The organism is Klebsiella sp. KE9456 (genome assembly GCF_043832615.1).
Lineage (GTDB): Bacteria > Pseudomonadota > Gammaproteobacteria > Enterobacterales > Enterobacteriaceae > Klebsiella > Klebsiella indica.
The window spans coordinates 63,152-87,466 of sequence record NZ_JBDYQK010000008.1; the positions used below are offsets into that span (position 1 = coordinate 63,152).

The 24,315-nt window shown below is 53.6% G+C and carries 22 protein-coding genes; 13 read left to right on the top strand and 9 right to left on the bottom strand.

The window, feature by feature from the left end; all coding sequences use genetic code 11:
* The first annotated feature begins 27 nt into the window (after positions 1-27).
* Positions 28-1,074 (top strand): DUF1176 domain-containing protein, encoded by a 1,047-nt coding sequence (locus ABK821_RS09905; protein ID WP_138361137.1) that lies wholly within the window; start codon positions 28-30, stop codon positions 1,072-1,074.
* Here the strand turns inward: ABK821_RS09905 and tkt are convergent.
* On the bottom strand, positions 1,064-3,058 hold the full coding sequence (gene tkt / locus ABK821_RS09910; protein WP_308561015.1) for a transketolase: 1,995 nt from the start codon (positions 3,056-3,058) through the stop codon (positions 1,064-1,066). The genes ABK821_RS09905 and tkt overlap by 11 nt on opposite strands.
* A 291-nt stretch (positions 3,059-3,349) precedes the next feature.
* Between tkt and maeB the strand changes: the two genes are divergently transcribed.
* Positions 3,350-5,629, top strand: coding sequence for an NADP-dependent oxaloacetate-decarboxylating malate dehydrogenase (maeB, locus tag ABK821_RS09915; protein ID WP_138361094.1), 2,280 nt, complete (start codon positions 3,350-3,352; stop codon positions 5,627-5,629).
* A gap of 411 nt (positions 5,630-6,040) precedes the next feature.
* Here maeB and hemF read toward each other — a convergent pair whose 3' ends face one another.
* Both hemF and amiA read right to left on the bottom strand, forming a co-directional pair.
* Positions 6,041-6,940, bottom strand: coding sequence for an oxygen-dependent coproporphyrinogen oxidase (gene hemF, locus ABK821_RS09920; RefSeq protein WP_138361095.1), 900 nt, complete (start codon positions 6,938-6,940; stop codon positions 6,041-6,043).
* Complete coding sequence (gene amiA, locus ABK821_RS09925) at positions 6,940-7,812, bottom strand: N-acetylmuramoyl-L-alanine amidase AmiA (RefSeq protein ID WP_138361096.1); 873 nt, start codon at positions 7,810-7,812, stop codon at positions 6,940-6,942. The genes hemF and amiA overlap by 1 nt, the downstream gene beginning before the upstream one ends.
* A gap of 211 nt (positions 7,813-8,023) precedes the next feature.
* Between amiA and ABK821_RS09930 the strand changes: the two genes are divergently transcribed.
* The 9 genes from ABK821_RS09930 (at position 8,024) to cysM (ending at position 15,695) form a co-directional block, all read left to right on the top strand.
* On the top strand, positions 8,024-8,449 hold the full coding sequence (locus ABK821_RS09930) for a GNAT family acetyltransferase (protein ID WP_138361097.1): 426 nt from the start codon (positions 8,024-8,026) through the stop codon (positions 8,447-8,449).
* On the top strand, positions 8,436-8,885 hold the full coding sequence (locus ABK821_RS09935) for a DUF2919 domain-containing protein (protein WP_138361098.1): 450 nt from the start codon (positions 8,436-8,438) through the stop codon (positions 8,883-8,885). Before ABK821_RS09930 ends, ABK821_RS09935 begins: the two co-directional genes overlap by 14 nt.
* A gap of 61 nt (positions 8,886-8,946) precedes the next feature.
* The gene (locus ABK821_RS09940; RefSeq protein ID WP_138361099.1) at positions 8,947-9,522 is read left to right on the top strand and encodes an RpoE-regulated lipoprotein; all 576 of its coding nucleotides are present in this window, start codon (positions 8,947-8,949) and stop codon (positions 9,520-9,522) included.
* A gap of 94 nt (positions 9,523-9,616) precedes the next feature.
* On the top strand, positions 9,617-10,516 hold the full coding sequence (locus tag ABK821_RS09945; protein WP_138361100.1) for a Dyp-type peroxidase: 900 nt from the start codon (positions 9,617-9,619) through the stop codon (positions 10,514-10,516).
* A 346-nt stretch (positions 10,517-10,862) separates the two neighbouring features.
* Entirely contained in the window at positions 10,863-11,879 is a 1,017-nt protein-coding gene (locus tag ABK821_RS09950) for a sulfate ABC transporter substrate-binding protein (protein ID WP_142502367.1), read from the top strand.
* A complete protein-coding gene (gene cysT / locus ABK821_RS09955; RefSeq protein WP_138361102.1) occupies positions 11,879-12,712 on the top strand; it encodes a sulfate/thiosulfate ABC transporter permease CysT in 834 nt (277 codons plus the stop codon). The genes ABK821_RS09950 and cysT overlap by 1 nt, the downstream gene beginning before the upstream one ends.
* A complete protein-coding gene (gene cysW / locus ABK821_RS09960; protein ID WP_343178221.1) occupies positions 12,712-13,587 on the top strand; it encodes a sulfate/thiosulfate ABC transporter permease CysW in 876 nt (291 codons plus the stop codon). The genes cysT and cysW overlap by 1 nt, the downstream gene beginning before the upstream one ends.
* The gene (cysA, locus tag ABK821_RS09965; RefSeq protein ID WP_138361104.1) at positions 13,577-14,671 is read left to right on the top strand and encodes a sulfate/thiosulfate ABC transporter ATP-binding protein CysA; all 1,095 of its coding nucleotides are present in this window, start codon (positions 13,577-13,579) and stop codon (positions 14,669-14,671) included. Before cysW ends, cysA begins: the two co-directional genes overlap by 11 nt.
* A 112-nt stretch (positions 14,672-14,783) precedes the next feature.
* Positions 14,784-15,695 carry a cysteine synthase CysM gene (gene cysM / locus ABK821_RS09970; RefSeq protein ID WP_142502365.1) on the top strand — a complete coding sequence of 304 codons (912 nt, stop codon included), beginning with the start codon at positions 14,784-14,786 and terminating at the stop codon, positions 15,693-15,695.
* Positions 15,696-15,827: 132 nt separating this feature from the next.
* Here cysM and ptsJ read toward each other — a convergent pair whose 3' ends face one another.
* Positions 15,828-17,129: a transcriptional regulator PtsJ gene (gene ptsJ / locus ABK821_RS09975; protein WP_343178222.1), complete on the bottom strand. Its 1,302-nt coding sequence runs from the start codon at positions 17,127-17,129 to the stop codon at positions 15,828-15,830.
* Between the two features lie 82 nt (positions 17,130-17,211).
* Between ptsJ and pdxK the strand changes: the two genes are divergently transcribed.
* Positions 17,212-18,099, top strand: coding sequence for a pyridoxine/pyridoxal/pyridoxamine kinase (pdxK, locus tag ABK821_RS09980; protein WP_142502363.1), 888 nt, complete (start codon positions 17,212-17,214; stop codon positions 18,097-18,099).
* Between the two features lie 59 nt (positions 18,100-18,158).
* Here the strand turns inward: pdxK and crr are convergent, their stop codons facing one another.
* The 5 genes from crr to cysZ form a co-directional block, all read right to left on the bottom strand.
* On the bottom strand, positions 18,159-18,668 hold the full coding sequence (gene crr, locus ABK821_RS09985; protein WP_101978383.1) for a PTS glucose transporter subunit IIA: 510 nt from the start codon (positions 18,666-18,668) through the stop codon (positions 18,159-18,161).
* Between the two features lie 40 nt (positions 18,669-18,708).
* Entirely contained in the window at positions 18,709-20,436 is a 1,728-nt protein-coding gene (gene ptsI / locus ABK821_RS09990; protein ID WP_138361108.1) for a phosphoenolpyruvate-protein phosphotransferase PtsI, read from the bottom strand.
* A 44-nt stretch (positions 20,437-20,480) separates the two neighbouring features.
* Entirely contained in the window at positions 20,481-20,738 is a 258-nt protein-coding gene (ptsH, locus tag ABK821_RS09995; protein WP_002913505.1) for a phosphocarrier protein Hpr, read from the bottom strand.
* Positions 20,739-21,118: 380 nt separating this feature from the next.
* Complete coding sequence (gene cysK, locus ABK821_RS10000) at positions 21,119-22,090, bottom strand: cysteine synthase A (RefSeq protein WP_142502362.1); 972 nt, start codon at positions 22,088-22,090, stop codon at positions 21,119-21,121.
* Between the two features lie 160 nt (positions 22,091-22,250).
* Positions 22,251-23,012 carry a sulfate transporter CysZ gene (gene cysZ / locus ABK821_RS10005; RefSeq protein WP_138361110.1) on the bottom strand — a complete coding sequence of 254 codons (762 nt, stop codon included), beginning with the start codon at positions 23,010-23,012 and terminating at the stop codon, positions 22,251-22,253.
* A 231-nt stretch (positions 23,013-23,243) separates the two neighbouring features.
* On the opposite strand from cysZ, the gene zipA reads away from it, so the two are divergent.
* The gene (gene zipA, locus ABK821_RS10010) at positions 23,244-24,260 is read left to right on the top strand and encodes a cell division protein ZipA (RefSeq protein WP_171034870.1); all 1,017 of its coding nucleotides are present in this window, start codon (positions 23,244-23,246) and stop codon (positions 24,258-24,260) included.
* Positions 24,261-24,315 lie beyond the last annotated feature (55 nt).

Genomic DNA, 24,315 nt, shown 5'->3' on the forward strand with positions numbered 1-24,315 from the left:
CGCGTTTTCACCGGGGTTGTGCCGCTCATGTTGTATCGGGTTATTCTTTTTCTGCTCTTCGGTTTGCTGCCGATGTCGCAGGTGCGGGCGGCACCTGCCCAACAGCTATTCAGCGACTGGCTGGTGACCTGCAATAATCAGAATTTCTGCATCGCCCGCAACGTCGGGCTGCACTATGGTCTGGTTATGACGGTCAGTCGTAGCGCCGGGGCGACGACTAACGCCAGTCTGCGTATTGAACTTGGCGGCGTGGGCAACCCCGTCTCGGCGCTGGCACCGATCGCACCGCGTCTCCAGCTTGACGGCCATCCATTGATCCTCAGCGATAAACAGTGGCAGATCACCGATAAACTGCTTAAAACCGACGATAGCCTCACCATTGATGCTTTCCTGCAGCAGGTGCAGGACGCGCAGGCCATTACCCTGGAGAATGGCCTGCAGAGTATTTCTCTGCAAGGGCTGAAAGCCGCTTTATTGTTCATTGACAGCCGACAAAAGCGTGTGGGGAATGAAACCGCGTGGGTAGGTAAGGGAGAGACTCTGTCGTTTAGCGTTCCGCCCGCGCCCGCTTTACGCGCGGTGGGAAAAGTCGATATGGCGCAGTCACCCCTCAGTCGCGATGAACTTAACGATCTGATGGATTACGGCAACGAGAAGATGAACAGCAGCGCTTGTTCACTGGACCCTTTTCGCCGCGAAGTACGGGTTAGCGCATTGACCGATGACAATGTTCTACTGATGACCAGTTGTGAAGCGGGCGCTTACAACACCATTTGGCTGGCCTGGCTGGTTTCGCGTCAGCGGCCATTCATTGCGCGTCCGCTCCATCTGGCGTTGCCGTTTCAGCCGCCCGGCGATGCCGCGCGCGACATTGAGCTGGTTAATGCCAGCTATGATGACCAGCGTCAGGAACTGGTGACGCTGGATAAAGGGCGCGCGTCCGGCGATTGTGGCACACAAACTCGCTGGCGTTACGATGGTCAGCGATTTAATCTCGTACGTTATGCGCAGCAGCCGCGGTGCGATAACTGGCAGGGGCCAGATGCCTGGCCCACGCTGTGGGTTACCCGTTGAGTATCTCATTTGCCACATTAACAATATGCTCAACGGTAAAGCCGAAGTGAGGGAAGAGCTTGTCCGCGGGTGCTGATTCGCCATAACTGGTCATACCGACGATTTTTCCTTTTAGCCCCACGTATTTATACCAGTAGTCGGCGATTCCGGCCTCGACGGCGACGCGGGCGTCGACGTCTGCTGGCAATACCGATTCCCGATAGGTTTCGTCCTGAGCATCGAACACGTCGGTCGATGGCAGGGATACCACACGGACATTCACTCCCCGGGCGAGCAGTTTTTCTGCCGCCAGCACCGTTATCTCTACTTCTGAACCGGTCGCTATCAGGATCAGGTCTGGTTTACCTCCGGCATCTTTCAGTACATAACCGCCGCGGGCGATATTCTGTACTTGTTCCGGCGTCCGCGCCATTTGCGCCAGGTTTTGCCTTGAGAGGATCAGCGCCGTCGGGCCGCAGTGTCTTGCTACTGCTGCCTGCCATGCGACGGCTGTTTCGACCTGATCGCATGGTCGCCAGGTGCTGAAGTTGGGCGTCAGTCGCAGGCTGGCCAGTTGCTCAACCGCCTGATGAGTCGGGCCATCTTCGCCAAGACCGATAGAGTCATGGGTATAAATCATGATTTGTCGCGCTTTCATCAGCGCCGCCATCCGCGCCGCATTGCGGGCATACTCGACAAACATCAGGAACGTGGAGGTGTAGGGGATAAAGCCGCCGTGTAACGCGATGCCGTTAGCAATAGCGGTCATGCCGAATTCACGTACGCCATAGTGGATATAGTTGCCTGCGGGCTCTTCTTTAATTGACTGCGAACCGGACCAGATGGTCAGGTTGCTGGGCGCGAGATCCGCCGAACCGCCCAGTAGTTCAGGCAGGATGGGGCCGTATGCGTTCAGCGCGTTTTGTGAGGCTTTTCGGCTGGCGATTTTCGCCGGTTCCGCCTGCAATCCGGCGATATAATGCTGAGTGACTTCCGTCCAGTTTTCCGGAAGCTTGCCGCTCATCCTGCGGGTGAGTTCCGCTGCCAGTTCCGGATATTGTTGTTGATAATCGGCGAATTTTGCGTTCCACGCCTGTTCGGCCTTTTCGCCGCGCGGACGGGCATCCCAGCCCTGATAGATTTCTTTGGGAATGTCAAACGGCGGATATTTCCAGCCCAGTTTCTCGCGGGCCAGAGCGACCTCTTTTTCCCCTAATGCGGCGCCATGTGACTCTTCGGAACCGGCTTTATTCGGTGAGCCAAAGCCAATAATGGTGCGGCAGATAATCAGCGAGGGCTTATCCTTAACGCCCTGCGCTTCAACAATGGCCTGTTTGACTGCCTGTGGATCGTGGCCGTCAATATCGCCGATGACGTGCCAGTGGTAGGCGTTGAATCGCGCGGCGGTATCATCGGTAAACCAGCCTGCGGTTTTACCATCAATAGAGATGCCGTTATGGTCGTAGAAGCCAATGAGTTTCCCTAACCCCAGGGTGCCCGCCAGTGAACTGGCTTCGTGAGAAATCCCCTCCATCAGGCAACCATCGCCCATAAACACGTAAGTGAAATGATCGACTACCTCATGCCCTGGACGGTTGAACTGAGCAGCGAGCGTGCGTTCGGCAATCGCCATTCCCACGGCGTTGGCGAGCCCCTGACCCAGCGGACCGGTGGTGGTTTCGACGCCAGGCGTATAGCCATACTCCGGATGACCGGGGGTTTTCGAATGTAGCTGGCGAAAGTGTTTGAGTTCCTCTATCGACAGCGCATAACCGGTCAGGTGCAGCAGGCTATAGAGCAGCATGGAAGCATGACCGTTGGAGAGAATAAAACGGTCGCGATCGTACCAGTGAGGATTCTGCGGATTGTGTTTAAGAAAATCGTTCCACAATACCTCGGCGATATCCGCCATTCCCATTGGCGCGCCGGGATGGCCTGAGTTGGCTTTCTGGACCGCATCCATACTGAGGGCGCGGATGGCGTTAGCAAGTTCTCTACGGGACATAATGTACTCCTGAAACAATACGTTGCATGAGTTTTTATTGATTTAGGATAGAGAGGACGATGAGTTGCATAACTAAAAAGCATAGCAGACAGGGCCATCCTTGCTTTCAAGGGCAAGTTACATACACATTATAAATCTATAACAAATATAACGTTGTTATGGCGAGAGTTTGGCGGTGTTCAAAGTTTGCGACGCCGTCAGGCGAGATACTGGGTCACCCTTTAGGGTGAACACCAGGTACGCTATTACGTTTCACCCTCCCTACGATCGATACGTGAAAGGAACGATAAAATGGATGAGCAGTTAAAACAAAGCGCCCTTGATTTCCATGAATTCCCGGTTCCCGGAAAAATCCAGGTTTCCCCGACCAAGCCCCTTGCGACCCAGCGCGATTTGGCGCTGGCCTACTCGCCGGGCGTCGCTGCACCCTGTCTTGAAATCGAGAAAGATCCGCTGGCGGCCTATAAATATACCGCGCGTGGCAACCTTGTGGCGGTGGTCTCTAATGGTACGGCAGTGCTGGGGTTGGGCCATATCGGCGCCCTGGCCGGTAAACCGGTGATGGAAGGGAAAGGTGTTCTGTTTAAGAAATTCGCCGGTATTGATGTTTTCGATATTGAGGTTGATGAACTGGACCCGGACAAATTTATCAATGTTGTCGCGGCGCTGGAGCCGACGTTTGGCGGGATTAACCTCGAAGATATTAAAGCGCCGGAATGCTTCTACATTGAGCGCAAGCTACGCGAACGCATGAATATTCCGGTCTTCCATGATGACCAGCACGGAACCGCGATTATCAGCACCGCCGCTATTCTTAACGGCCTGCGGGTGGTGGAAAAAAATATCTCTGACGTGCGGATGGTGGTCTCCGGTGCGGGCGCGGCGGCGATTGCCTGTATGAACCTGCTGGTGGCGCTGGGGATGCAGAAACACAACATCGTGGTCTGCGACTCGAAAGGCGTGATCTACAAAGGCCGCGAGGCGAATATGGTGGAAACCAAAGCGGCCTATGCGGTGGAAGATAGCGGTAAGCGCACGCTGGATGATGTGATTGACGGCGCGGATATTTTCCTTGGTTGTTCCGGGCCGCGAGTGCTGACGCAGGAGATGGTGAAAAAAATGGCTCGTGCGCCAATGATTCTGGCGCTGGCCAATCCGGAGCCGGAAATTCTGCCGCCGCTGGCGAAGGAAGTGCGTGCCGACGCCATTATCTGTACCGGTCGTTCTGATTACCCGAACCAGGTTAACAACGTGCTGTGTTTCCCGTTTATCTTCCGTGGGGCGCTGGACGTTGGCGCAACCGCGATCAACGAAGAGATGAAGCTGGCAGCTGTTCGCGCCATTGCCGAACTGGCCCATGCCGAACAGAGCGAAGTGGTGGCCTCCGCCTATGGCGATCAGGATCTGAGCTTCGGCCCGGAGTACATTATTCCGAAACCGTTCGATCCGCGTCTGATTGTCAAGATCGCCCCTGCGGTGGCGAAAGCGGCGATGGATTCCGGCGTGGCGAAGCGTCCGATTGCCGACTTTGACGCTTATATCGATAAGCTGACCGAGTTTGTTTACAAAACCAATCTGTTTATGAAACCGATTTTCTCGCAGGCGCGCAAAGCGCCGAAGCGCGTGGTGCTGGCGGAAGGGGAAGATAGCCGGGTGCTGCACGCAACCCAGGAGCTGGTCACTCTGGGGCTGGCGAAACCGATCCTGATTGGTCGTCCGGGAGTGATCGAAATGCGCATCCAGAAGCTGGGGCTGCAGATCAAATCAGGTATTGACTTTGAGATCGTCAACAATGAATCCGATCCGCGCTTTAAAGAGTACTGGAACGAGTATTACCAGATTATGAAGCGTCGCGGCATCACGCAGGAGCAGGCGCAGAGAGCGGTTATCAGCAACACCACGGTGATCGGCGCGATCATGGTGCATCGTGGTGAAGCGGATGCCATGATTTGCGGCACTATCGGTGATTACCATGAGCATTTCAGCGTGGTAAAAGAGGTGTTTGGCTACCGTGAAGGCACCCATGCGGCGGGCGCGATGAACGCATTGCTGCTGCCAAGCGGCAACACTTTTATTGCCGACACCTACGTCAATGACGATCCGACACCGGAAGAACTGGCGGAAATCACCGTGATGGCGGCGGAAACCGTGCGTCGCTTCGGGATTGAGCCGAAAGTGGCGCTGCTGTCGCACTCTAACTTCGGTTCGTCCAGATGCCCATCGTCCGGCAAAATGCGTGCAGCGCTGGAGCTGATCAAAACCCGCGCGCCCGATCTGATGATTGACGGGGAAATGCACGGCGATGCCGCGCTGGTGGAAAGCATTCGTAATGACCGGATGCCGGACAGTCCGCTGAAAGGCTCTGCCAATATTCTGGTGATGCCGAATATGGAGGCTGCGCGTATTAGTTACAACTTACTACGGGTCTCCAGTTCCGAAGGTGTGACGGTTGGACCGGTGTTAATGGGCGTAGCCAAACCGGTTCACGTATTAACACCGATCGCTTCTGTTCGTCGTATTGTTAATATGGTGGCGCTGGCGGTCGTGGAAGCGCAAACACAGCCATTGTAATCTCTATTTAATTCATTCAGGCGCGGGAATTCTCCCGCGCTTTTTTATCGACAAAAAAATAGCCGGAGACTGATAATAAACCGGTTCAGATACCGTACTGGTGTTTTATACCCGTCATACTTCAAGTTGCATGTGCGTAGGCTACCCCAGTCACGTACTGGAGTACGCTCCTAGGGATTCACTGCGTCGCCGCCTTCCTGCAACTCGAATAATTTAGGGTATAGTCGGGTGGTGGCTGACGCTCTTCCCGCGCCGTGAAGCCAACAATATGATCAAGTTATGCATCTATTGTCGGCCCGGCCAGGGAAGCGGCCCGGGCGATTTCAGAAGAACTCACTTTGCAACATTCTGAGTCATAACCGTATCTACAAGACGAGTCGTGCAGGCCAGATAAATGTCACCCATACGGGTTCACACCCAGTCGCGCACCTGAATAAATTCGCTCAGCGCCGCTTCCGGGCTGCCTTCTTCTGGCCGCCAGTCATATTCCCAGCGCACCAGCGGCGGCATCGACATCAGAATCGACTCTGTGCGCCCGCCGGTTTGCAGGCCAAACAGGGTGCCGCGGTCCCATACCAGATTGAACTCGACGTAGCGTCCGCGGCGGTAGAGTTGAAAATCACGCTCACGTTGACCCCAGAGCATTTCCTTGCGCTGCCCGACAATCGGCAGATACGCGTCGGTATAGCCTTTTCCTACCGCCTGCATAAAACGGAAGCAACTGTCGAAATCTGGCGTATTCAGATCATCGAAGAAGATCCCGCCGATGCCGCGCTGTTCATTACGGTGTTTGAGAAAGAAGTAGTCGTCGCACCATTTTTTATAACGCGGATAAACCGCTTCGCCGAAAGGCTGGCACAAATCCCGCGCCGTGCGGTGCCAGTGAACGGCGTCTTCCTCAAAACCATAATATGGCGTTAAATCGAACCCGCCGCCAAACCACCAGACCGGCTCCGCGCCGGGTTTCTCGGCGATAAAAAAACGCACGTTGGCATGGCTGGTGGGAATATAGGGATTGAGCGGATGCACCACCAGCGACACGCCCATCGCTTCGAAGCTGCGACCCGCCAGCTCAGGTCGATGAGCGGTAGCGGACGCCGGCATCGCATCGCCGTGTACGTGCGAAAAGTTAACGCCTGCCTGTTCAAAGATACCGCCATCGCGCAGTACCCGACTGCGTCCACCGCCGCCAGCTTCCCGCTGCCAGTTATCTTCAACAAAATTGCTTCCGTCGGTCGTACTTAGCTTCTGGCAGATGACGTCCTGCAACTGAAGCAGGAAGGCTTTGACCTGATGGGCGTCGGGTTTCATTAACGTCTCTTCGAATGGGCTTTCTGGTTATCGAACCAGTGGAAATAACTCATAATGCCGTTAGCAATTGCCGTGGCGATTTTGTGGCGGAACGCGGTGGTCCCTAACAGCTTTTCTTCGTTCGGATTGGTAATAAACGACGTTTCTACCAGCACGGAAGGGATCGAGGGCGATTTTAGCACCACGAACGCCGCCTGCTCGGTATTACGGCTGTGCAACTTATGCACCGGCTTAATTTTTTTCAGAACATACGAACCGAGCGTCAGGCTGTTTTTGATGGTGTCAGTCTGGACCAGATCGAACAGTACCTGCTGCAGAAGGTGGTCCCTGTCTGTCGTTTTTTTGCCCGCGACTTCGTCGGCGCGGTTTTCCCGATCGGAGAGATACTTCGCCATCGCGCTACTGGCTCCACGGTTGGACAGGGCGAAAACAGAGGCTCCTGCCGCGCTCGGATTGGTAAAACCGTCGGCGTGAATCGACATGAAAAGATCGGCGCCATGCTTATGGGCGATCTCTACGCGGTCATATAGCGGGATAAAGGTATCGTCAGTTCGCGTAAGCCGCGCGTCAATACCGTTGCTGCGTAAAATGCTGCGCACGTTTTTCGCGATCGCCAGAACAACGTGTTTCTCTTCTGAACCGTTATGACCAATAGCGCCGGTATCAATGCCGCCATGGCCGGGATCGAGCATGACGATACGTTTAGCGCCCTTTTTCTTCGCGGCGGGTTTGCTGTGACCATTGGCTGTCTTCAATGGCTGTTCTTTCGCGCTGGCCGGAGAGGCGATCCCTGAAAGCGTGATTGCTGCCAGCCCGGCTTTCAGTACCTGGCGGCGCGAAGCAAGTATTTTTAATGGTTTAAAAGTGCTCATTCGGCCTGAATTGCAAACAAGTGGTAATCAATGTTATATCGTATCGTGTTTTCCGTTACGACCATTCCAAATAAGAATTGTTTTACTTTTCATTTCAATACATGACAAAGTCACATTATGCCATTTTTTGAGACGCATTGCGCCTGATATTGGCTATCCGGCGCAATCGCGCCATAATCTCAGTTTTTAACCGTCAATGGTGGGCAATACCATGGAGATACGCGTTTTTCGCCAGCAAGATTTTGAAGAGGTGATAACCCTGTGGGAGCGTTGCGATCTTCTGCGGCCGTGGAACGATCCGGAAATGGATATTGAACGTAAGCTGAACCACGATGCCAGCCTGTTTCTGGTTGCCGAGGTTAATGGTGAGGTGGTTGGTACGGTGATGGGCGGCTATGACGGTCATCGCGGATCTGCTTATTATCTTGGCGTTCACCCTGAATACCGTGGTCGCGGTATTGCTAATGCCCTGTTGAATCGGCTGGAAAAAAAGCTGATCGCGCGTGGTTGCCCGAAAATTAACATTATGGTGCGCGAAGATAACGAGATGGTTCTGGGGATGTACGAGCGCCTTGGCTATGAGCATTCTGACGTGCTGTGCCTCGGTAAGCGTTTGATTGAAGATGAAGAATATTGAGTATACCCCCGCCGATTTTGATTCCCACGGTCGCCTGCGCTTACCGTTCCTTTTTTGGTGCGTGCTGTTGTTGCAGGCCCGAACATGGGTGCTATTTCTGATGGCCGGCGCATCGCGTCAGCAGGGGGATGCGTTGCTGAATCTGTTTTATCCGGACCACGATAACTTTTGGCTGGGATTGCTGCCCGGCATCCCGGCGGTTATGGCGTTTATTATCAGCGGATACCGTCAGCGCTTTCCCCGCTTCTGGCCATTAATGCGTTGGCTTCTGGTGATCTCTCAGCTATTGCTGCTGGTCTGGCAACCGCTATTGTGGGTGGGTGGCGAATCGCCTTCGGCAGTGACCAGCGTCCTGCTGGCGGCGGATCTTTATGCGTTGTGGTGGCTGTTAAGTAACCGGCGCCTGAAAGCCTGTTTCCATGAAGAACAGCTTTAACGGCACTTTTTGCCGATCGCGTACTCCAACTTGCGTTGAATTAATCAGAAAGGACTGAGTCATGACATCGCTACGTATACTTCTCTGCGCATTACCGCTGGCTTTAACCGGCTGCTCAACGATGAGCGCGGTCAACTGGTCGGCGGCTTATCCGTGGAACTGGTTTGGTTCTTCGACGGAAGTGACTGAGCAGGGCGTCGGTAATCTGACAGCGGCAACGCCACTAAGCGAGCAGGCTATCAGTGATGCGATCGGTAGCGGTTATCATCTGCGCAGCGGTATGAAAATGGATAATGGCAGGATTGTGCGCTACTTCGAAGCGTTAAAAGATGGCAAAGTGGCGCTGACCATCAATGGCGACAACGGTACCCTCAGCCGTATTAACGTACGTGATAGCCGTATCGCAACCGCCAGTGGGGTGAAAATTGGTACGCCGTTCAGTGCTATCTACAGCAAAGCTTTTGGTAACTGTCAGCAAGGCCATAACGACAGCGGCAGCGTAGTGGAGTGTAAAGCCAGGGATAGCCAACATATTAGCTATGTTTTTACCGGTAGCTGGAGTGGCCCTGACGCGCTAATGCCTGCCGACGATACGCTGAAAAACTGGAAGGTGAGTGAAATTATCTGGCGCCGCTAATTTGATCTGAAGTGATTCGGCTCCCTGAAAAAACGGGTACAATAGCGCCTTAAAAAGGCCACCGTATGGTGGCTGTATAATTTCAGGAGGAGCGATGTCTCAGGTTCAGAGTGGCATTTTGCCGGAACATTGCCGCGCGGCGATTTGGATTGAAGCCAATGTCAAAGGTGACCTTGATGCCCTGCGGAAAAGCAGTAAGGTTTTTGCCGATAAATTAGCGACCTTTCAGGCAACATACCCGGACGCTAAGCTGGGCGCGGTCGTGGCTTTCGGCCATAACATCTGGCGCCAGTTGAGCGGCGGCGTGGGGGGCGAAGAGTTAAAAGCGTTCCCGGGCTACGGCAAGGGGCTGGCCCCGTCCACGCAGTACGATCTGCTGATCCACATTCTTTCCGCACAGCATGAGGTGAACTTCTCTGTTGCCCAGGCGGCAATGGCGGCGTTTGGCGCAGTGGTGGACGTTAAAGAAGAAGTTCATGGTTTCCGCTGGATTGAAGAGCGCGATCTGAGCGGCTTTGTCGATGGTACGGAAAACCCGGCTGGCGAAGAGACGCGCCGTGAAGTGGCGATAATCAACGATGGCGTGGATGCGGGCGGCAGCTATGTTCTGGTGCAGCGCTGGGAGCATAATCTTAACCAGCTTAATCGTATGAGTATTCCCGATCAGGAAATGATGATTGGCCGCACCAAAGAAGCCAATGAAGAGATTGACGGCGATGCGCGTCCGGCAACTTCTCATCTGAGCCGCGTGGATCTGAAGGAAGAGGGTAAAGGGCTGAAGATTGTTCGTCAGAGCCTGCCGTATGGCACCGCCAGCGGTACCCACGGCCTTTACTTCTGCGCTTACTGCGCGCGCCTGTACAACATCGAGCAACAACTGCTGAGTATGTTTGGCGATACCGATGGTAAGCGTGACGCGATGTTACGTTTCACTAAGCCCGTCACTGGCGGGTACTATTTCGCGCCGTCGCTGGACAGGCTGCTGGCGCTGTAAATTCCCCCTTATCCTGGCCCTCTCCCCACAGGCTGAGAGAGGGCCGGGGTAAGGGTATCGGTGCGTCGCGCTTCACATATCCTCGCTATCACCGCCTTCTCATAATGCGCAAACGTATTATTCCGGAAGCGTAGAACTCTTGCCGCCATCGGGTACTGTGCCAGCTTGCCAGCGTCTGTCAGAACGCTATCCTGATTCTGGATGCACGATTCAGAAAAACGTTGCGGTTCTCTTATTCTCTTTTCGACTTCCAAATCGCCAAACGGTATATAAAACCGTTACTCCTTTCGTACCTGTTATAAATATTATGACTATAAGAAAGTCATCAAATTTATAAGGGTGCGCAATGGCGATAAATTCACTGAAAAAAGGATATCTGGCGCTGGCGGCTTCTGTGCTGTTGGTTGCGCAGGCGCAGGCGACGGAACTGCTCAACAGCTCATATGACGTTTCCCGCGAGCTATTTGCCGCCCTTAACCCGCAGTTTGAACAGCAGTGGGCGAAAGATAACGGCGGCGATAAGCTGACGATTAAACAATCTCATGCCGGGTCATCAAAACAGGCGCTGGCGATCCTGCAAGGGTTGAAGGCCGATGTGGTGACCTATAACCAGGTGACTGACGTACAAATTCTGCATGACAAAGGCAAACTGATCCCGGCCGACTGGCAAAGCCGCCTGCCGAATAACAGTTCGCCGTTTTACTCGACAATGGGATTTCTGGTTCGCAAAGGGAATCCGAAAAATATCCACAGCTGGAATGATCTGGTGCGTCCCGACGTTAAGTTAATTTTTCCGAATCCGAAAACGTCAGGTAACGCGCGTTATACCTATTTAGCTGCGTGGGGTGCGGCGGATAAAGCGGACGGTGGCGATAAAGCGAAAACCGAACAGTTCATGACGCAATTCCTGAAAAATGTCGAAGTCTTTGATACCGGCGGTCGCGGCGCCACAACCACTTTTGCCGAACGCGGACTCGGCGACGTGCTGATTAGCTTTGAATCAGAAGTGAATAACATCCGTAAACAGTACCAGGATCAAGGATTCGAGGTCGTTATTCCTGAAACCAATATTCTTGCTGAATTCCCGGTGGCCTGGATAGACAAAAATGTGAAGGCCAACGGGACTGAAAAAGCGGCTAAAGCCTATCTGAACTGGCTCTACAGCCCGCAGGCGCAGGCCATCATTACCCGTTTTTACTACCGCGTGAACAACCCGGAAGTCATGGGGAAACTGAAAGATAAATTCCCGCAGACCAAACTGTTCCGCGTGGAAGACCAGTTTGGTTCCTGGCCAGAAGTGATGAAAACCCACTTTGCCAGCGGTGGTGAACTGGACAAACTGCTGGCTGCGGGGCGTAATTAATGTTTGCTGTTGCGACAAAGCGTGTGCTGCCGGGCTTTACTCTGAGTCTTGGTACCAGCCTGCTGTTTGTTTGCTTGATTCTGCTGTTGCCGTTGAGCGCGCTGGTAATGCAACTGGCGCAAATGACCCTGAGCCAATACTGGGATGTGATCACCAATCCCCAGGTTGTGGCGGCATATAAAGTGACCTTGCTATCGGCCTTTGCGGCGTCGATTTTTAACGGCGTATTTGGTCTGCTGATGGCATGGGTCCTCACGCGCTACCGATTTCCGGGCCGCACGCTGCTGGATGCGCTGATGGATCTGCCGTTTGCGCTACCGACAGCGGTGGCGGGCCTGACCCTGGCATCGCTGTTTTCGGTCAACGGTTTTTACGGCGAATGGCTGGCGAAGTTTGATATCAAAGTGACCTATACCTGGCTGGGGATCGCGGTCGCGATGGCTTTTACCAGTATCCCGTTTGTGGTTCGGACGGTACAACCTGTACTGGAAGAGCTCGGGCCGGAGTATGAAGAAGCGGCGGAAACCCTGGGCGCGACGCGCTGGCAAAGCTTTCGCAAAGTCGTCCTGCCGGAGCTTTCTCCCGCGCTGTTGGCTGGTATTGCGCTGTCCTTTACTCGTAGTCTGGGGGAGTTTGGCGCGGTGATCTTTATCGCCGGCAACATCGCGTGGAAAACGGAAGTGACCTCGCTGATGATTTTTGTTCGTTTGCAGGAGTTTGACTATCCGGCGGCCAGCGCGATTGCCTCGGTGATCCTTGCGGCGTCGTTGTTGCTGCTGTTCTCGATTAACACCCTGCAAAGTCGCTTTGGTCGACGTGTGGTAGGTCATTAATGGCGGAAGTGACTCAATTGAAGCGTTATGACGCACCCCGTATAAACTGGGGAAAATGGTTTCTGATTGGTATCGGAATGTTGGTGTCCGCTTTCATTCTGATCGTGCCGATGGTCTATATCTTCGTGCAGGCCTTTAGCAAAGGCCTGATGCCGGTGCTGCAAAACCTTGCCGACCCGGACATGCTGCATGCCATCTGGCTGACGGTGATGATCGCCTTAATTACCGTGCCGGTAAATCTGGTATTTGGCACATTGCTGGCGTGGCTGGTGACGCGTTTTACTTTTCCGGGGCGTCAGCTGTTGCTGACGCTGCTGGATATTCCGTTTGCCGTCTCGCCGGTGGTGGCGGGGCTGGTATATTTGCTGTTTTACGGTTCTAACGGTCCGCTTGGCGGCTGGCTTGACGAGCATAATCTGCAGATCATGTTTGCCTGGCCGGGTATGGTGCTGGCGAGCATTTTCGTGACCTGCCCGTTTGTGGTTCGTGAGCTGGTGCCGGTGATGATGAGTCAGGGCAGTAATGAAGATGAAGCGGCGATTCTGCTTGGCGCATCAGGCTGGCAGATGTTCTGTCGGGTTACGTTGCCAAATATCCGCTGGGCGCTGCTTTATGGTGTGGTGCTGACCAACGCCCGGGCGATCGGTGAATTCGGCGCGGTTTCGGTGGTTTCAGGCTCGATTCGTGGTGAAACCTTGTCACTGCCATTACAGATTGAATTACTGGAGCAGGATTACAATACCGTCGGCTCCTTTACCGCCGCCGCGCTGCTGACGCTGATGGCGATTATTACCCTGTTTTTGAAGAGTATGTTGCAATGGCGCCTGGAAAATCAGGAAAAACGCGCGCAACAGGAGGAAAATCATGAGCATTGAGATTGCCAATATTAAGAAGTCTTTTGGTCGCACCCAGGTGCTGAATGATATCTCGCTGGATATTCCTTCCGGGCAGATGGTTGCGCTACTGGGGCCGTCAGGCTCTGGTAAAACCACGCTGCTGCGCATCATCGCCGGGCTGGAGAATCAGTCCAGCGGTCATATTCGTTTTCATGGAACTGACGTCAGCCGGGTACATGCCCGCGACCGTAAAGTGGGTTTTGTGTTCCAGCACTATGCGCTGTTTCGTCATATGACGGTGTTTGACAATATCGCCTTTGGTCTGACGGTGCTGCCGCGTCGTGAACGGCCAAATGCAGCCGGAATCAAGGCCAAAGTCACTCAGTTGCTGGAAATGGTCCAACTGGCGCACTTGGCCGATCGCTATCCGGCCCAGCTCTCTGGCGGGCAGAAGCAGCGCGTAGCGTTAGCGCGTGCGCTGGCGGTCGAACCGCAAATTCTGCTGCTGGATGAACCCTTCGGCGCGCTGGATGCTCAGGTACGTAAAGAGTTGCGACGCTGGTTGCGTCAGTTGCATGAAGAGTTGAAGTTTACCAGCGTATTTGTGACGCACGACCAGGAAGAGGCGATGGAAGTCGCTGACCGCGTTGTGGTGATGAGTCAGGGGAATATCGAGCAGGCCGATGCGCCGGAGCAGGTGTGGCGTGAACCTTCCACCCGTTTTGTGCTGGAGTTTATGGGCGAGGTTAATCGCCTGAAGGGCACAATTCGCGGCGGTCAGTTTCATGTCGGCGCACATCGCTGGCCGTTAGGCTATACTCCCGCGTACCAGGGGCCGGTCGACCTGTTCCTGCGCCCGTGGGAAGTGGATATCAGCCGCCGTACCAGCCTGGATTCACCCTTGCCGGTACAGGTGCTGGAAGCCAGTCCCAAAGGGCACTATACCCAACTCGTCGTTCAGCCGCTTGGGTGGTATGACCAACCGTTAACCGTGGTACTGCAGGATAATGACGCTCCGTATCGTGGGGAGCGCCTGTTTGTCGGCTTGCGGAACGCCCGTTTGTACAACGGCGATGAGCGCATTGAGCCGCGTGAAGAGCTTGCTCTGGCGGAATCAGCCTGATAGGTTAATATCACGTAGTTTTGCCGGGTGGCGCTGCGCTGACCCGGCCTACAATATGATCTGCGTAGGCCCGGTAAGCGAAGCGCCACCGGGCTTTTTACTGGACAGAGAAGTGAACACATTAGAACAAACAATTGGCAATACGCCTCTGGTGAAATTGCAGCGGATGGCGCCGGATAACGGCAGTGAAATTTGGGTCAAGCTGGAAGGCAATAACCCTGCCGGGTCAGTGAAAGACCGGGCGGCGCTGTCGATGATCGTCGAAGCGGAAAAACGCGGAGAGATTAAGCCTGGCGATGTGCTGATTGAAGCGACCAGCGGCAATACCGGCATTGCGCTGGCGATGATCGCCGCGCTCAAAGGCTACCAGATGAAACTGCTGATGCCGGACAACATGAGCCAGGAGCGCCGCGCGGCGATGCGCGCCTATGGCGCTGAACTGATTCTGGTCAGCAAAGAGCAGGGGATGGAAGGGGCGCGCGATCTGGCGCTGGAGATGGCCCGGCGTGGGGAAGGTAAGTTGCTCGATCAGTTTAATAATCCCGATAACCCGTACGCGCACTACACCACCACCGGGCCGGAAATTTGGCAACAGACTCACGGGCGTATTACGCATTTTGTTTCCAGCATGGGCACCACCGGCACGATTACGGGTGTTTCACGCTTTCTGCGTGAGCAGGATAAAAAGGTCAGCATCATCGGGTTACAGCCGGAAGAAGGCAGCAGCATTCCGGGGATCCGCCGCTGGCCTGCTGAATATATGCCGGGTATTTTTAACGCGCAACTGGTGGATGCGGTGCTGGATATTCATCAACGGGATGCAGAAAACACCATGCGGATGCTGGCGGTGAAGGAAGGTATTTTTTGCGGCGTGAGCTCAGGTGGCGCGGTAGCCGGCGCCTTACGCATTGCGCGGGAAAATCCCGGCGCCGTGGTGGTGGCGATCGTTTGCGATCGCGGCGATCGCTACCTTTCTACCGGCGTCTTTGGTGAAGAGCATTTCAGCCAGGGCGCGGGGATTTAAGCCGTCGGGCTGAGCGGTATCACCGGTGTCTGCGTCGTCAGCATGGAGGCTCGTGCTCCTCAGATTCGTTCTCTGTGTATCAGGCTTGAACGCAAGTGACCCGTTTGGACGCAACGACGACATTATGAGCTGTTACGGGATATCGCCTGTTACCTGGTATAAATCATTGGCAAGTTTGTGAATTTCATCATCATTCAGCGTTGCAAGTGAAAGCCGTAGCCCGTGGGATGGTGTGCCAATACCGAAAGCTTCCCCTTCGCGAACCCGCCAGCCTGCATGCGCCAGGCGAAGCGCCGCCTGTTGGCTCGGCTTCTCCAGCGGGAACCAAAAATTCAGCCCATCCCCTGGCGTCAGGTGGGTGATCCCGCACTTTACCAGTGCGGCAATGAGTTTTTCATGTTGCTGACGGTAGTGGCGCCGACTGGTCGCCAGGGATGCCATAAAGATCTCATCGTTCAGGCAGGCCAGCACCAGATCCTGCAATAAATGGCTGACCCATTGGCTGCCGGAATTGAGCCTAAGGCGTAGCGCCGCAGAAGTCTCAGCGTCGCTGGCGACAATAGCCAGACGCATGTCCGGCCCCAGGGTTTTCGATAGCGAGCGCACCAGCGCCCAGCGCTTTGTTTCCGGGGGAAGCGGTGAGTACCAGGGGGTGGCGGATAACAGCGCGAAATGGTCATCAATAATTACCAGAACCTGCGGGTAACGGGCGAGTATCTGGCGTATCTTGCGGGCGCGGGTTGCGTTGAGGCTACAGCCTGTCGGATTATGCGCCCGGGGGGTAATCATCACCGCCCGGGCGCCGTTGCTCAGCGCCTTCTCAAGTGCGTCTGGCTGCATGCCTTTACTATCGACCGGAACGGGGGAGGGGTGAAAGCCGGTATAGCGCAGCATATTGATACTACTGAGAAAGCAAGGGTCTTCGATGGCCACACTATCTCCCGGAAGCAGCAGAGCGCACAGCAACCGTTCAAACGCATCAATAGCGCCGTTGGTAAGATTAATCGCGGCGTCTATCCCCAGATCGTTGTTCATCCAGTTCCGGGCCCAGGCTGCCAGTTGTGGTTCAACTGCCGCATCGCCATACAGACGCGGCGCCTCTGCGATAGCGTCAAAGTAGTTCTTGATGTGCGCCAGGCGGGCAGGGTCGGGGTTCCCGCTGGAGATATCCTTGAGCGGAGAAGACGGATCGCCACCTTCAAGGGCAGGAAGAGGAGTCGGTGCCTTGATGGCTGTACCATTGCGTCCCTGACCCGTAGCCAATCCTGAAGTCACCAGTCGCTTATAGGCGGCAGCGACGGTGTTGCGATTGACCGCCAGGTCGATCGCCAGGTCGCGCACTGGCGGTAAAACATCCCCTGGTTTGAGTTCACCATTTTGTACAAGGTGACGGATGTTGTCGAAGATTTCACTGGCTGTTTTCCCGCCAATCATTATTGACCTATGACAAAATGAATTTTAGCATAGGACAAATGATAATCAGGGGATGACAAGCTGTCCAGTGGGGGAGAAAAGGATGGAGCAAGAAGACGAAATACAATCGGTGCTCTTTAGCGATAAAAGCCGGGCGCAACAGGCTGATATCGTGGCCGTTCAATCGCAGGTCGTTTACGGTAGTGTGGGAAACAGTATCGCAATACCGGCAATCAAGCAGCATGGGCTGCGGGTAGTGGCGGTACCGACCGTGTTGTTCAGCAATACTCCGCATTATGATACCTGGTATGGTGGCGTGATCCCGGAAGAGTGGTTTGTCGGTTATTTAAAGGCGCTGGAAGAGCGTGATGCCCTTCGCGAGCTCAAGGCGGTGACGACCGGCTATATGGGAAGTGCGGTACAGATTGAGCGGCTCGCGCAATGGTTACGTCGAATCCGCAAACGCCACCCTGGAGTATGTATTCTGGTCGATCCGGTCATTGGCGATGTGGATAGCGGTATCTACGTGAAGGCTGAGATCCCGGAAGCCTATCGCAGCCATTTACTGCCCCTGGCGCAGGGGATTACGCCAAACCTGTTTGAGCTGGAGATGCTGAGCGGCCTTCCTTGCGCGAATCAACAGGAAGCGGTTGTTGCCGCCCGGAGCCTGTTATCCGAGTCACTGAAATGGGTGGTGATTACCAGCGCGCCGGGAATGGACAGCTCGACAATCAACGTGATGGTGGTCAGCGCTGAAGCGGTTGAGGTGGTGGCGCATCCACGGGTGGAAACCGACCTGAAAGGAACTGGTGACCTGTTCTGTGCAGAGCTGGTGAGCGGTCTGGTTTGCGGGGTCTCATTGCATGATGCGGTTCATACCGCTGCGCGACGGGTACTGGCGGTAATGACCTGGACCGAGGAACAAGGTTGTGATGAACTTATTCTTCCTCCGCAGGGGAAGGATACAGAAAATGGCGATACCGTGGCGTGAGAAAACAGAGTGTGATAAAAAATGGCGCCCTTGAAGGCGCCATTTTTCTGCAATAAGAATTACTTCTTAATGCGGATAACCGGGGTTTCACCGACGGTCACGCTACCGGACAGTTTGATCAGCTCTTTGATCTCGTCCATGTTGGAGATAACAACCGGGGTCAGCGTTGATTTGGCTTTTTCTTCCAGCAGCGGCAGATCGAATTCGATAACTGTATCGCCGACTTTCACTCGCTGGCCTTCTTCAGCAATGCGTTTGAAACCTTCACCTTTCAGTTCAACGGTATCAATACCAAAGTGAACGAACAGTTCAATGCCGCTATCAGATTCGATTGAGAACGCATGGTTAGTTTCAAAAATTTTACCGATGGTGCCATCTACCGGAGCAACCATTTTGTTGCCAGTAGGTTTGATTGCAATGCCATCACCCACAATTTTTTCCGCAAAAACGACATCCGGCACGTCTTCGATGTTGACGATCTCGCCAGAGAGCGGAGCAACAATCTCAATAGTTCCGGTGTCTTTTTTGTCATCAGAAACCAGAGATTTCAATTTATCGAACAAACCCATGATCTTCTCCTAAGCAGTAATTTGGGCCGCATCTCGTGGATTAGCAGATTGTTTTTTCTTCAATGAACTTGTTAACCAGCGTCATTAACTCGTCCGTTGTCGGTTGAGCAAGAGCTTGCTCTGCTAATACCTTCGCATCTTCGAAGTTCGTGTTACGGATAATCTTCTTAATGCGCGGGATAGAAATGGCGCTCATAGAGAACTCGTCCAGCCCCATCCCCAGCAACAGAAGTGTAGCACGTTCATCGCCCGCAAGCTCACCGCACATGCCAGTCCATTTGCCTTCAGCATGAGAAGCATCAATAACTTGCTTAATCAGCGTCAGTACAGACGGCGACATTGGCTGGTAAAGATGTGAAATCATATCATTACCACGGTCAACCGCCAGAGTATACTGCGTTAAATCATTGGTACCGATACTAAAGAAATCAACTTCTTTGGCTAAGTGATGAGCAATGGTCGCCGCGGCAGGGGTTTCTACCATGACGCCAATTTCAATTGCTTCATCAAAAGCTTTACCTTCGCCGCGCAGTTCCTGTTTGTAGGACTCAATCTCTTTTTTCAGTGCGCGCACTTCTTCAACAGAGATGATCATCGGGAACATGATGCGCAGTTTACCGAAAGCAGAGGCTCGCAGAATTGCGCGCACCTGATCGCGCAGAATCTCTTTGCGATCCATTGCGATACGCACGGCGCGCCAGCCGAGGAACGGGTTCTCTTCTTTCGGGAAATTCATGTACGGCAGCTCTTTGTCGCCGCCGATGTCCATGGTGCGAACGATAACGGCCTGTGAGCCGCACGCTTCGGCAACCGCTTTGTAAGCGGAAAACTGTTCTTCTTCCGTTGGCAGCGAATCGCGATCCATGAACAGGAATTCGGTACGATACAAACCCACGCCTTCCGCGCCGTTACGCTCCGCGCCTTCGACGTCACGAACGGTACCGATGTTGGCGCAGACTTCAACCTGATGGCCGTCAAGGGTAATCGCCGGCAGGTCTTTCAGCTTAGCGAGCTCTGCTTTTTCTTCCGCGACCTGAGACTGCAGATTGCGCAGCTCTTCGATTTTTTCGTTGTCTGGGTTAACCAGAACCTGATTATTCACCGCGTCGAGGATCAGATAGTCGCCGTTTTTCACCTGCGCTGTCACGTTACCAGTGCCCACGATGGCTGGCAGTTCAAGGGAACGCGCCATGATGGAGGTGTGGGAAGTACGACCGCCTGCATCAGTGATAAAACCCAGCACTTTGTCCAGGTTTAGCTGTGCGGTTTCTGACGGCGTAAGATCGGCGGCAACCAGGATCACTTCGTCCTGAATCGCGCTCAAATCAATGATCGCCAGACCAAGAATATTGCGCAACAGGCGCTTACCGATATCACGTACGTCAGCCGCACGCTCTTTCAGGTATTCATCATCCAGCTCTTCCAGTGCAGAAGCCTGACCTTCGATAACTTCATGCGCAGCTGCGTCAGCCGTCATGTTCTTATCTTTAATCAGGGCTATGATTTCCTGCTCCAGCTCCTCATCTTCCAGCAGCATGATGTGCCCTTCGAAGATGGCTTCTTTTTCTTCACCGAAAGTTTCACCAGCTTTGGTTTTGATAGCCTCCAGCTGGGCGGAGGCTCTGGCGCGGCCACTCAGAAAACGTTCAACTTCCTGATCAACCTTATCGGCAGAAATTTTTTTCCGGTCGATGACAATTTCATCTTCTTTCAGCAGAAGCGCCTTGCCGAAAGCGATACCCGGGGATGCTAAAATGCCTGAAATCATAACCCTACCTTACTTGTGACTGATATTAAAAAGAACCCGTGAACTTATTCGAGCTCAGCCATCAGTTTTACCAGATGCTCAACGGCTTTTTGCTCATCTTCGCCTTCGGCAGAGAGAGTCACAACAGTCCCCTGAGTCAGACCCAGAGTCTGCAGTTTGAACAAGCTTTTGGCGCTGGCGCTTTTGCCGTTGGAGGTTACAGTGATCTCAGAAGTGAAGCCTTTAGCTTCTTTAACAAACTGAGCGGCAGGGCGGGTGTGCAGACCGTTCGGAGCGGTAATAGTAACTTCTTGCTGGAACATTATATTTCCCCAACTTATAGGTTTAGTGTTGTGGACCTAAAGTTTAGCTTAACGGCTAAACTTTAGCCTGTATCGTTAGCGCCGGCATCACATGTCCGGCTCAGGCACCAGGAGCAGAGTATTGCTGTGGAAACCTTCAGGCCGTTGACATCTACATGTCATTAAACATTATGCCGCTAAAGGAAGACTTGAACCAAATCATAAAATCGATTCAGCCTACGGAAATCCAAATCGGAATAATTTCGCGCATCAAAATAAATGTGCTGGTTAAATACCAGACCCAACGAAGTGAATCAATGCCAGGAGGGGTAAAAGTTTGACCTGTGCCACAAAAAAGCACCTGAAAAGGTGCTTTTTTACACAATATTAACAAGCTGGCATTACTGTTGCAGTTCTTTCTCAGTGAAAAGATCGGCAAACAATGCGGTGCTTAAATAACGTTCACCTGAGGAAGGTAGGATAACCACAATATTCTTATTGGTAAAGGATTCATCTTCCTGTAGCTTCAGTGCCGCGGCAACGGCAGCGCCAGAGGAGATGCCGGCCAGAATACCTTCTTCTTCCATCAGGCGACGTGCGGTGGAAATCGCCTCTTCGTTGGTAATCGTAACCACTTTATCAACCAGCTTCAAATCCAGGTTGCCCGGGATAAAGCCGGCACCGATACCCTGAATTTTATGTGGCCCAGGTTTCAGTTCTTCACCGGCCAGCGCCTGGGTGATAACCGGAGAATCGGTCGGTTCAACTGCAACGGTAATCAGATCTTTTTTGCCTTTCGTGCCTTTGATATAACGGCTTACGCCGGTCAGCGTACCGCCCGTGCCGACACCGGAGATGAATACATCGACCTGGCCGTCAGTATCTTCCCAGATTTCCGGGCCGGTGGTTTTTTCATGAATTTCCGGGTTTGCCGGATTGCTGAACTGCTGAAGCAGGAGGTATTTTTCCGGATTGCTGGCGACGATCTCTTCGGCTTTCTGGATGGCGCCTTTCATGCCTTTCGCGCCTTCGGTCAGAACCAGATTGGCGCCCAGCGCTTTCAGCAACTTGCGACGTTCGATGCTCATGGTTTCCGGCATCGTCAGCGTGAGCTTATAACCGCGCGCGGCAGCGACATAGGCCAGGGCGATACCGGTGTTACCGCTGGTCGGCTCGACCAGCTCAATGCCAGGTTTCAGCACGCCGCGTTTTTCGGCATCCCAAATCATATTGGCACCGATGCGGCATTTAACGCTAAAGCTTGGGTTACGAGATTCTACTTTTGCCAGAATGCGCCCGTTACCGATGCGGTTCAGTCGTACCAGCGGCGTATGACCGATAGTCAGGGAGTTGTCTTCAAAAATCTTACTCATGGCCCGTCCTTAACTGTATGAAATTTGGGAGTACAGCTTCAGCATACCCGCTTAAAGAATATGCGGAAGTAAGGATTTAGCATATCTATATTCGGAAGAGAAATAATGGCAAGCCAGAAGTAATAAGGAGCGGTATAAGCCGCTCCGAATAAAGACAGTGTTACTTCCACATGGCGTGTTTGTCGCGATAGCAATCGACCCACATAGCCGTTGCGCCGCAAATGGCTACCGGCAGGATGACCAGATTTAATACCGGGATCATGGTAAACAAGCTGGTTAAGGCGCCAAATTGCATATTGGTCACTTTGCGGGTACGCAGCGCTTCACGCATGGTTTTAAACGGCACTTTATGGTTATCAAACGGGTAATCGCAGTACTGAATGGCCAGCATCCATGCGCTGAACAGGAACCACAATACCGGGGCAACAGTCTGGCCGATGCCGGGAATGAAGTAGAGGAGTAACAGTACGATCGCGCGTGGCAGATACCAGGCGAATTTTTGCCATTCCCGTTTCATAATACGCGGCACGTCTTTCATTATGCCGAAAACCCCCACATCCGGAGGTGTTGCGCCGGTGAGGCGGGCTTCAAGCTGTTCGGCCAGCAGGCCGCTGAAGGGTGCGGCAATCCAGTTGGCAATCGTGGAGAAAAAGTAGCCAAAAACCAGCAGGATTGAAATGACCGCGATTGGCCATAACAGATAGTTGAGCCAGTGCAGCCAGTCTGGCACATGGTTCATCAGCGAAGGGATCCAATGACCCAGACGATTGAACAACCACCAGAATGCGCCGCCCATCAGAACAATATTGACGAGTAAAGGGAGGAACACGTATTGACGGATCCCCGGCAACCTGATTAGTTTCCAGCCTTGTGAGAAATAGTAAACGCCACTACGTGGGGCCGTTACGGATGATGAAACCATAGTCAGGTAATGCTCCTTTTTTTAACATCCGGGCTGAATGCCGGGCTATTTTATCGGGTTAACGGATAATAACCAGTTAGGAAATGTTCGAAAAAACAGCAAAAAGCACGATTTAGTTCATCTTTATGTAGTGAAAGTTCCTGACGCACTTGCACTTGGTGTAATCGCCAAATACTCTTAGTGAGTAAATGTTTGCCGTGGTGGCAAGGTGTTAGAACAACAGAGAATATAATGATGCAGGATTTGCGTCTGATATTAATCATTGTTGGCGCGATCGCTATAATCGCTTTACTGGTACACGGTTTCTGGACCAGCCGTAAAGAGCGCTCCTCGATGTTTCGCGATCGTCCACTTAAACGTATGAAGTCTCGCGACGAAGAAGCGCTGGAAGGCGATGACTTTGATGATGATGATATTGAAGGTGTAGGTGAAGTTCGGGTTCATCGAGCCAATCATGCGCCGAATAGCGCTCATGGGGAGCATGAAGCACCCCGTCAGCCGCGGCAGCACCAGTATCAGCCTCCCTATGAGCGTCAGGCGCAACCGCAGCCAGTGCGCCAGGAAGAGCCTGTTCGCGCACCGCAGCAGCCGCATCCGCCGCAGCCACATCACCAGCCAGTTGTTCATACTCAGGCGCCGGTTCAGCAGCCGCAGTCGGTGACGCAACCTCAGCCGGTACAACAACCGCAGCCGGTACAACAACCTGTGCCCCGGCCACAGTCGGCGCAACAATCTGCTGCCCAGCCGGTGGCCGCACCTCCGTCGCAACCCGCGCCTGAACCGCAGGCGCCTGAACCACCGCCGGCGGCGCCAAAGCCAAAAGAGCGCAAGGAGACGGTGATTGTGATGAACGTCGCCGCGCATCATGGTTCGCAGCTTAATGGCGAGCTGTTGCTCAACAGCATCCAGCAGGCTGGCTTTACATTTGGTGATATGGACATTTTCCATCGTCATTTAAGCCCGGATGGCAGCGGGCAGGTTCTGTTTAGTCTCGCGAATATGGTCAAACCAGGGACTTTTAATCCGGATAGTATGGCGGATATGCTAACCCCCGGGGTGACGATCTTTATGCAGGTTCCGTCCTTTGGCGATGAACTGCAAAACTTTAAACTGATGCTACAGTCCGCCCAATACATCGCTGATGAAGTCGGCGGCGTGGTGCTGGATGATCAGCGTCGCATGATGACGCCGCAAAAACTGCGTGAATACCAGGACCGCATCCGTGAAGTGAAAGAGGCTAACGCCTGATTCATCTTCCTGCGTTTCGTCTGCTGAGCCTGAACCCCCGCCCGTCGGGGGTTTT

What these genes read in the sequence shown, in the direction of transcription:
- amiA (WP_138361096.1), bottom strand. Translation starts at nt 7,812, where the DNA reads ATGAGCACTTTTAAACCATTAAAAATACTTGCTTCGCGCCGCCAGGTA.
- cysK (WP_142502362.1), bottom strand. Translation starts at nt 22,090, where the DNA reads ATGAGTAAGATTTTTGAAGACAACTCCCTGACTATCGGTCATACGCCG.
- cysT (WP_138361102.1), top strand. Translation starts at nt 11,879, where the DNA reads ATGTTTGCTGTTGCGACAAAGCGTGTGCTGCCGGGCTTTACTCTGAGT.
- ptsH (WP_002913505.1), bottom strand. Translation starts at nt 20,738, where the DNA reads ATGTTCCAGCAAGAAGTTACTATTACCGCTCCGAACGGTCTGCACACC.
- cysZ (WP_138361110.1), bottom strand. Translation starts at nt 23,012, where the DNA reads ATGGTTTCATCATCCGTAACGGCCCCACGTAGTGGCGTTTACTATTTC.
- maeB (WP_138361094.1), top strand. Translation starts at nt 3,350, where the DNA reads ATGGATGAGCAGTTAAAACAAAGCGCCCTTGATTTCCATGAATTCCCG.
- cysW (WP_343178221.1), top strand. Translation starts at nt 12,712, where the DNA reads ATGGCGGAAGTGACTCAATTGAAGCGTTATGACGCACCCCGTATAAAC.
- ptsJ (WP_343178222.1), bottom strand. Translation starts at nt 17,129, where the DNA reads ATGATTGGCGGGAAAACAGCCAGTGAAATCTTCGACAACATCCGTCAC.
- zipA (WP_171034870.1), top strand. Translation starts at nt 23,244, where the DNA reads ATGATGCAGGATTTGCGTCTGATATTAATCATTGTTGGCGCGATCGCT.
- cysA (WP_138361104.1), top strand. Translation starts at nt 13,577, where the DNA reads ATGAGCATTGAGATTGCCAATATTAAGAAGTCTTTTGGTCGCACCCAG.
- ABK821_RS09930 (WP_138361097.1), top strand. Translation starts at nt 8,024, where the DNA reads ATGGAGATACGCGTTTTTCGCCAGCAAGATTTTGAAGAGGTGATAACC.
- crr (WP_101978383.1), bottom strand. Translation starts at nt 18,668, where the DNA reads ATGGGTTTGTTCGATAAATTGAAATCTCTGGTTTCTGATGACAAAAAA.
- ABK821_RS09950 (WP_142502367.1), top strand. Translation starts at nt 10,863, where the DNA reads ATGGCGATAAATTCACTGAAAAAAGGATATCTGGCGCTGGCGGCTTCT.
- ABK821_RS09935 (WP_138361098.1), top strand. Translation starts at nt 8,436, where the DNA reads ATGAAGAATATTGAGTATACCCCCGCCGATTTTGATTCCCACGGTCGC.
- pdxK (WP_142502363.1), top strand. Translation starts at nt 17,212, where the DNA reads ATGGAGCAAGAAGACGAAATACAATCGGTGCTCTTTAGCGATAAAAGC.
- ABK821_RS09945 (WP_138361100.1), top strand. Translation starts at nt 9,617, where the DNA reads ATGTCTCAGGTTCAGAGTGGCATTTTGCCGGAACATTGCCGCGCGGCG.
- ABK821_RS09905 (WP_138361137.1), top strand. Translation starts at nt 28, where the DNA reads ATGTTGTATCGGGTTATTCTTTTTCTGCTCTTCGGTTTGCTGCCGATG.
- ptsI (WP_138361108.1), bottom strand. Translation starts at nt 20,436, where the DNA reads ATGATTTCAGGCATTTTAGCATCCCCGGGTATCGCTTTCGGCAAGGCG.
- hemF (WP_138361095.1), bottom strand. Translation starts at nt 6,940, where the DNA reads ATGAAACCCGACGCCCATCAGGTCAAAGCCTTCCTGCTTCAGTTGCAG.
- tkt (WP_308561015.1), bottom strand. Translation starts at nt 3,058, where the DNA reads ATGTCCCGTAGAGAACTTGCTAACGCCATCCGCGCCCTCAGTATGGAT.
- ABK821_RS09940 (WP_138361099.1), top strand. Translation starts at nt 8,947, where the DNA reads ATGACATCGCTACGTATACTTCTCTGCGCATTACCGCTGGCTTTAACC.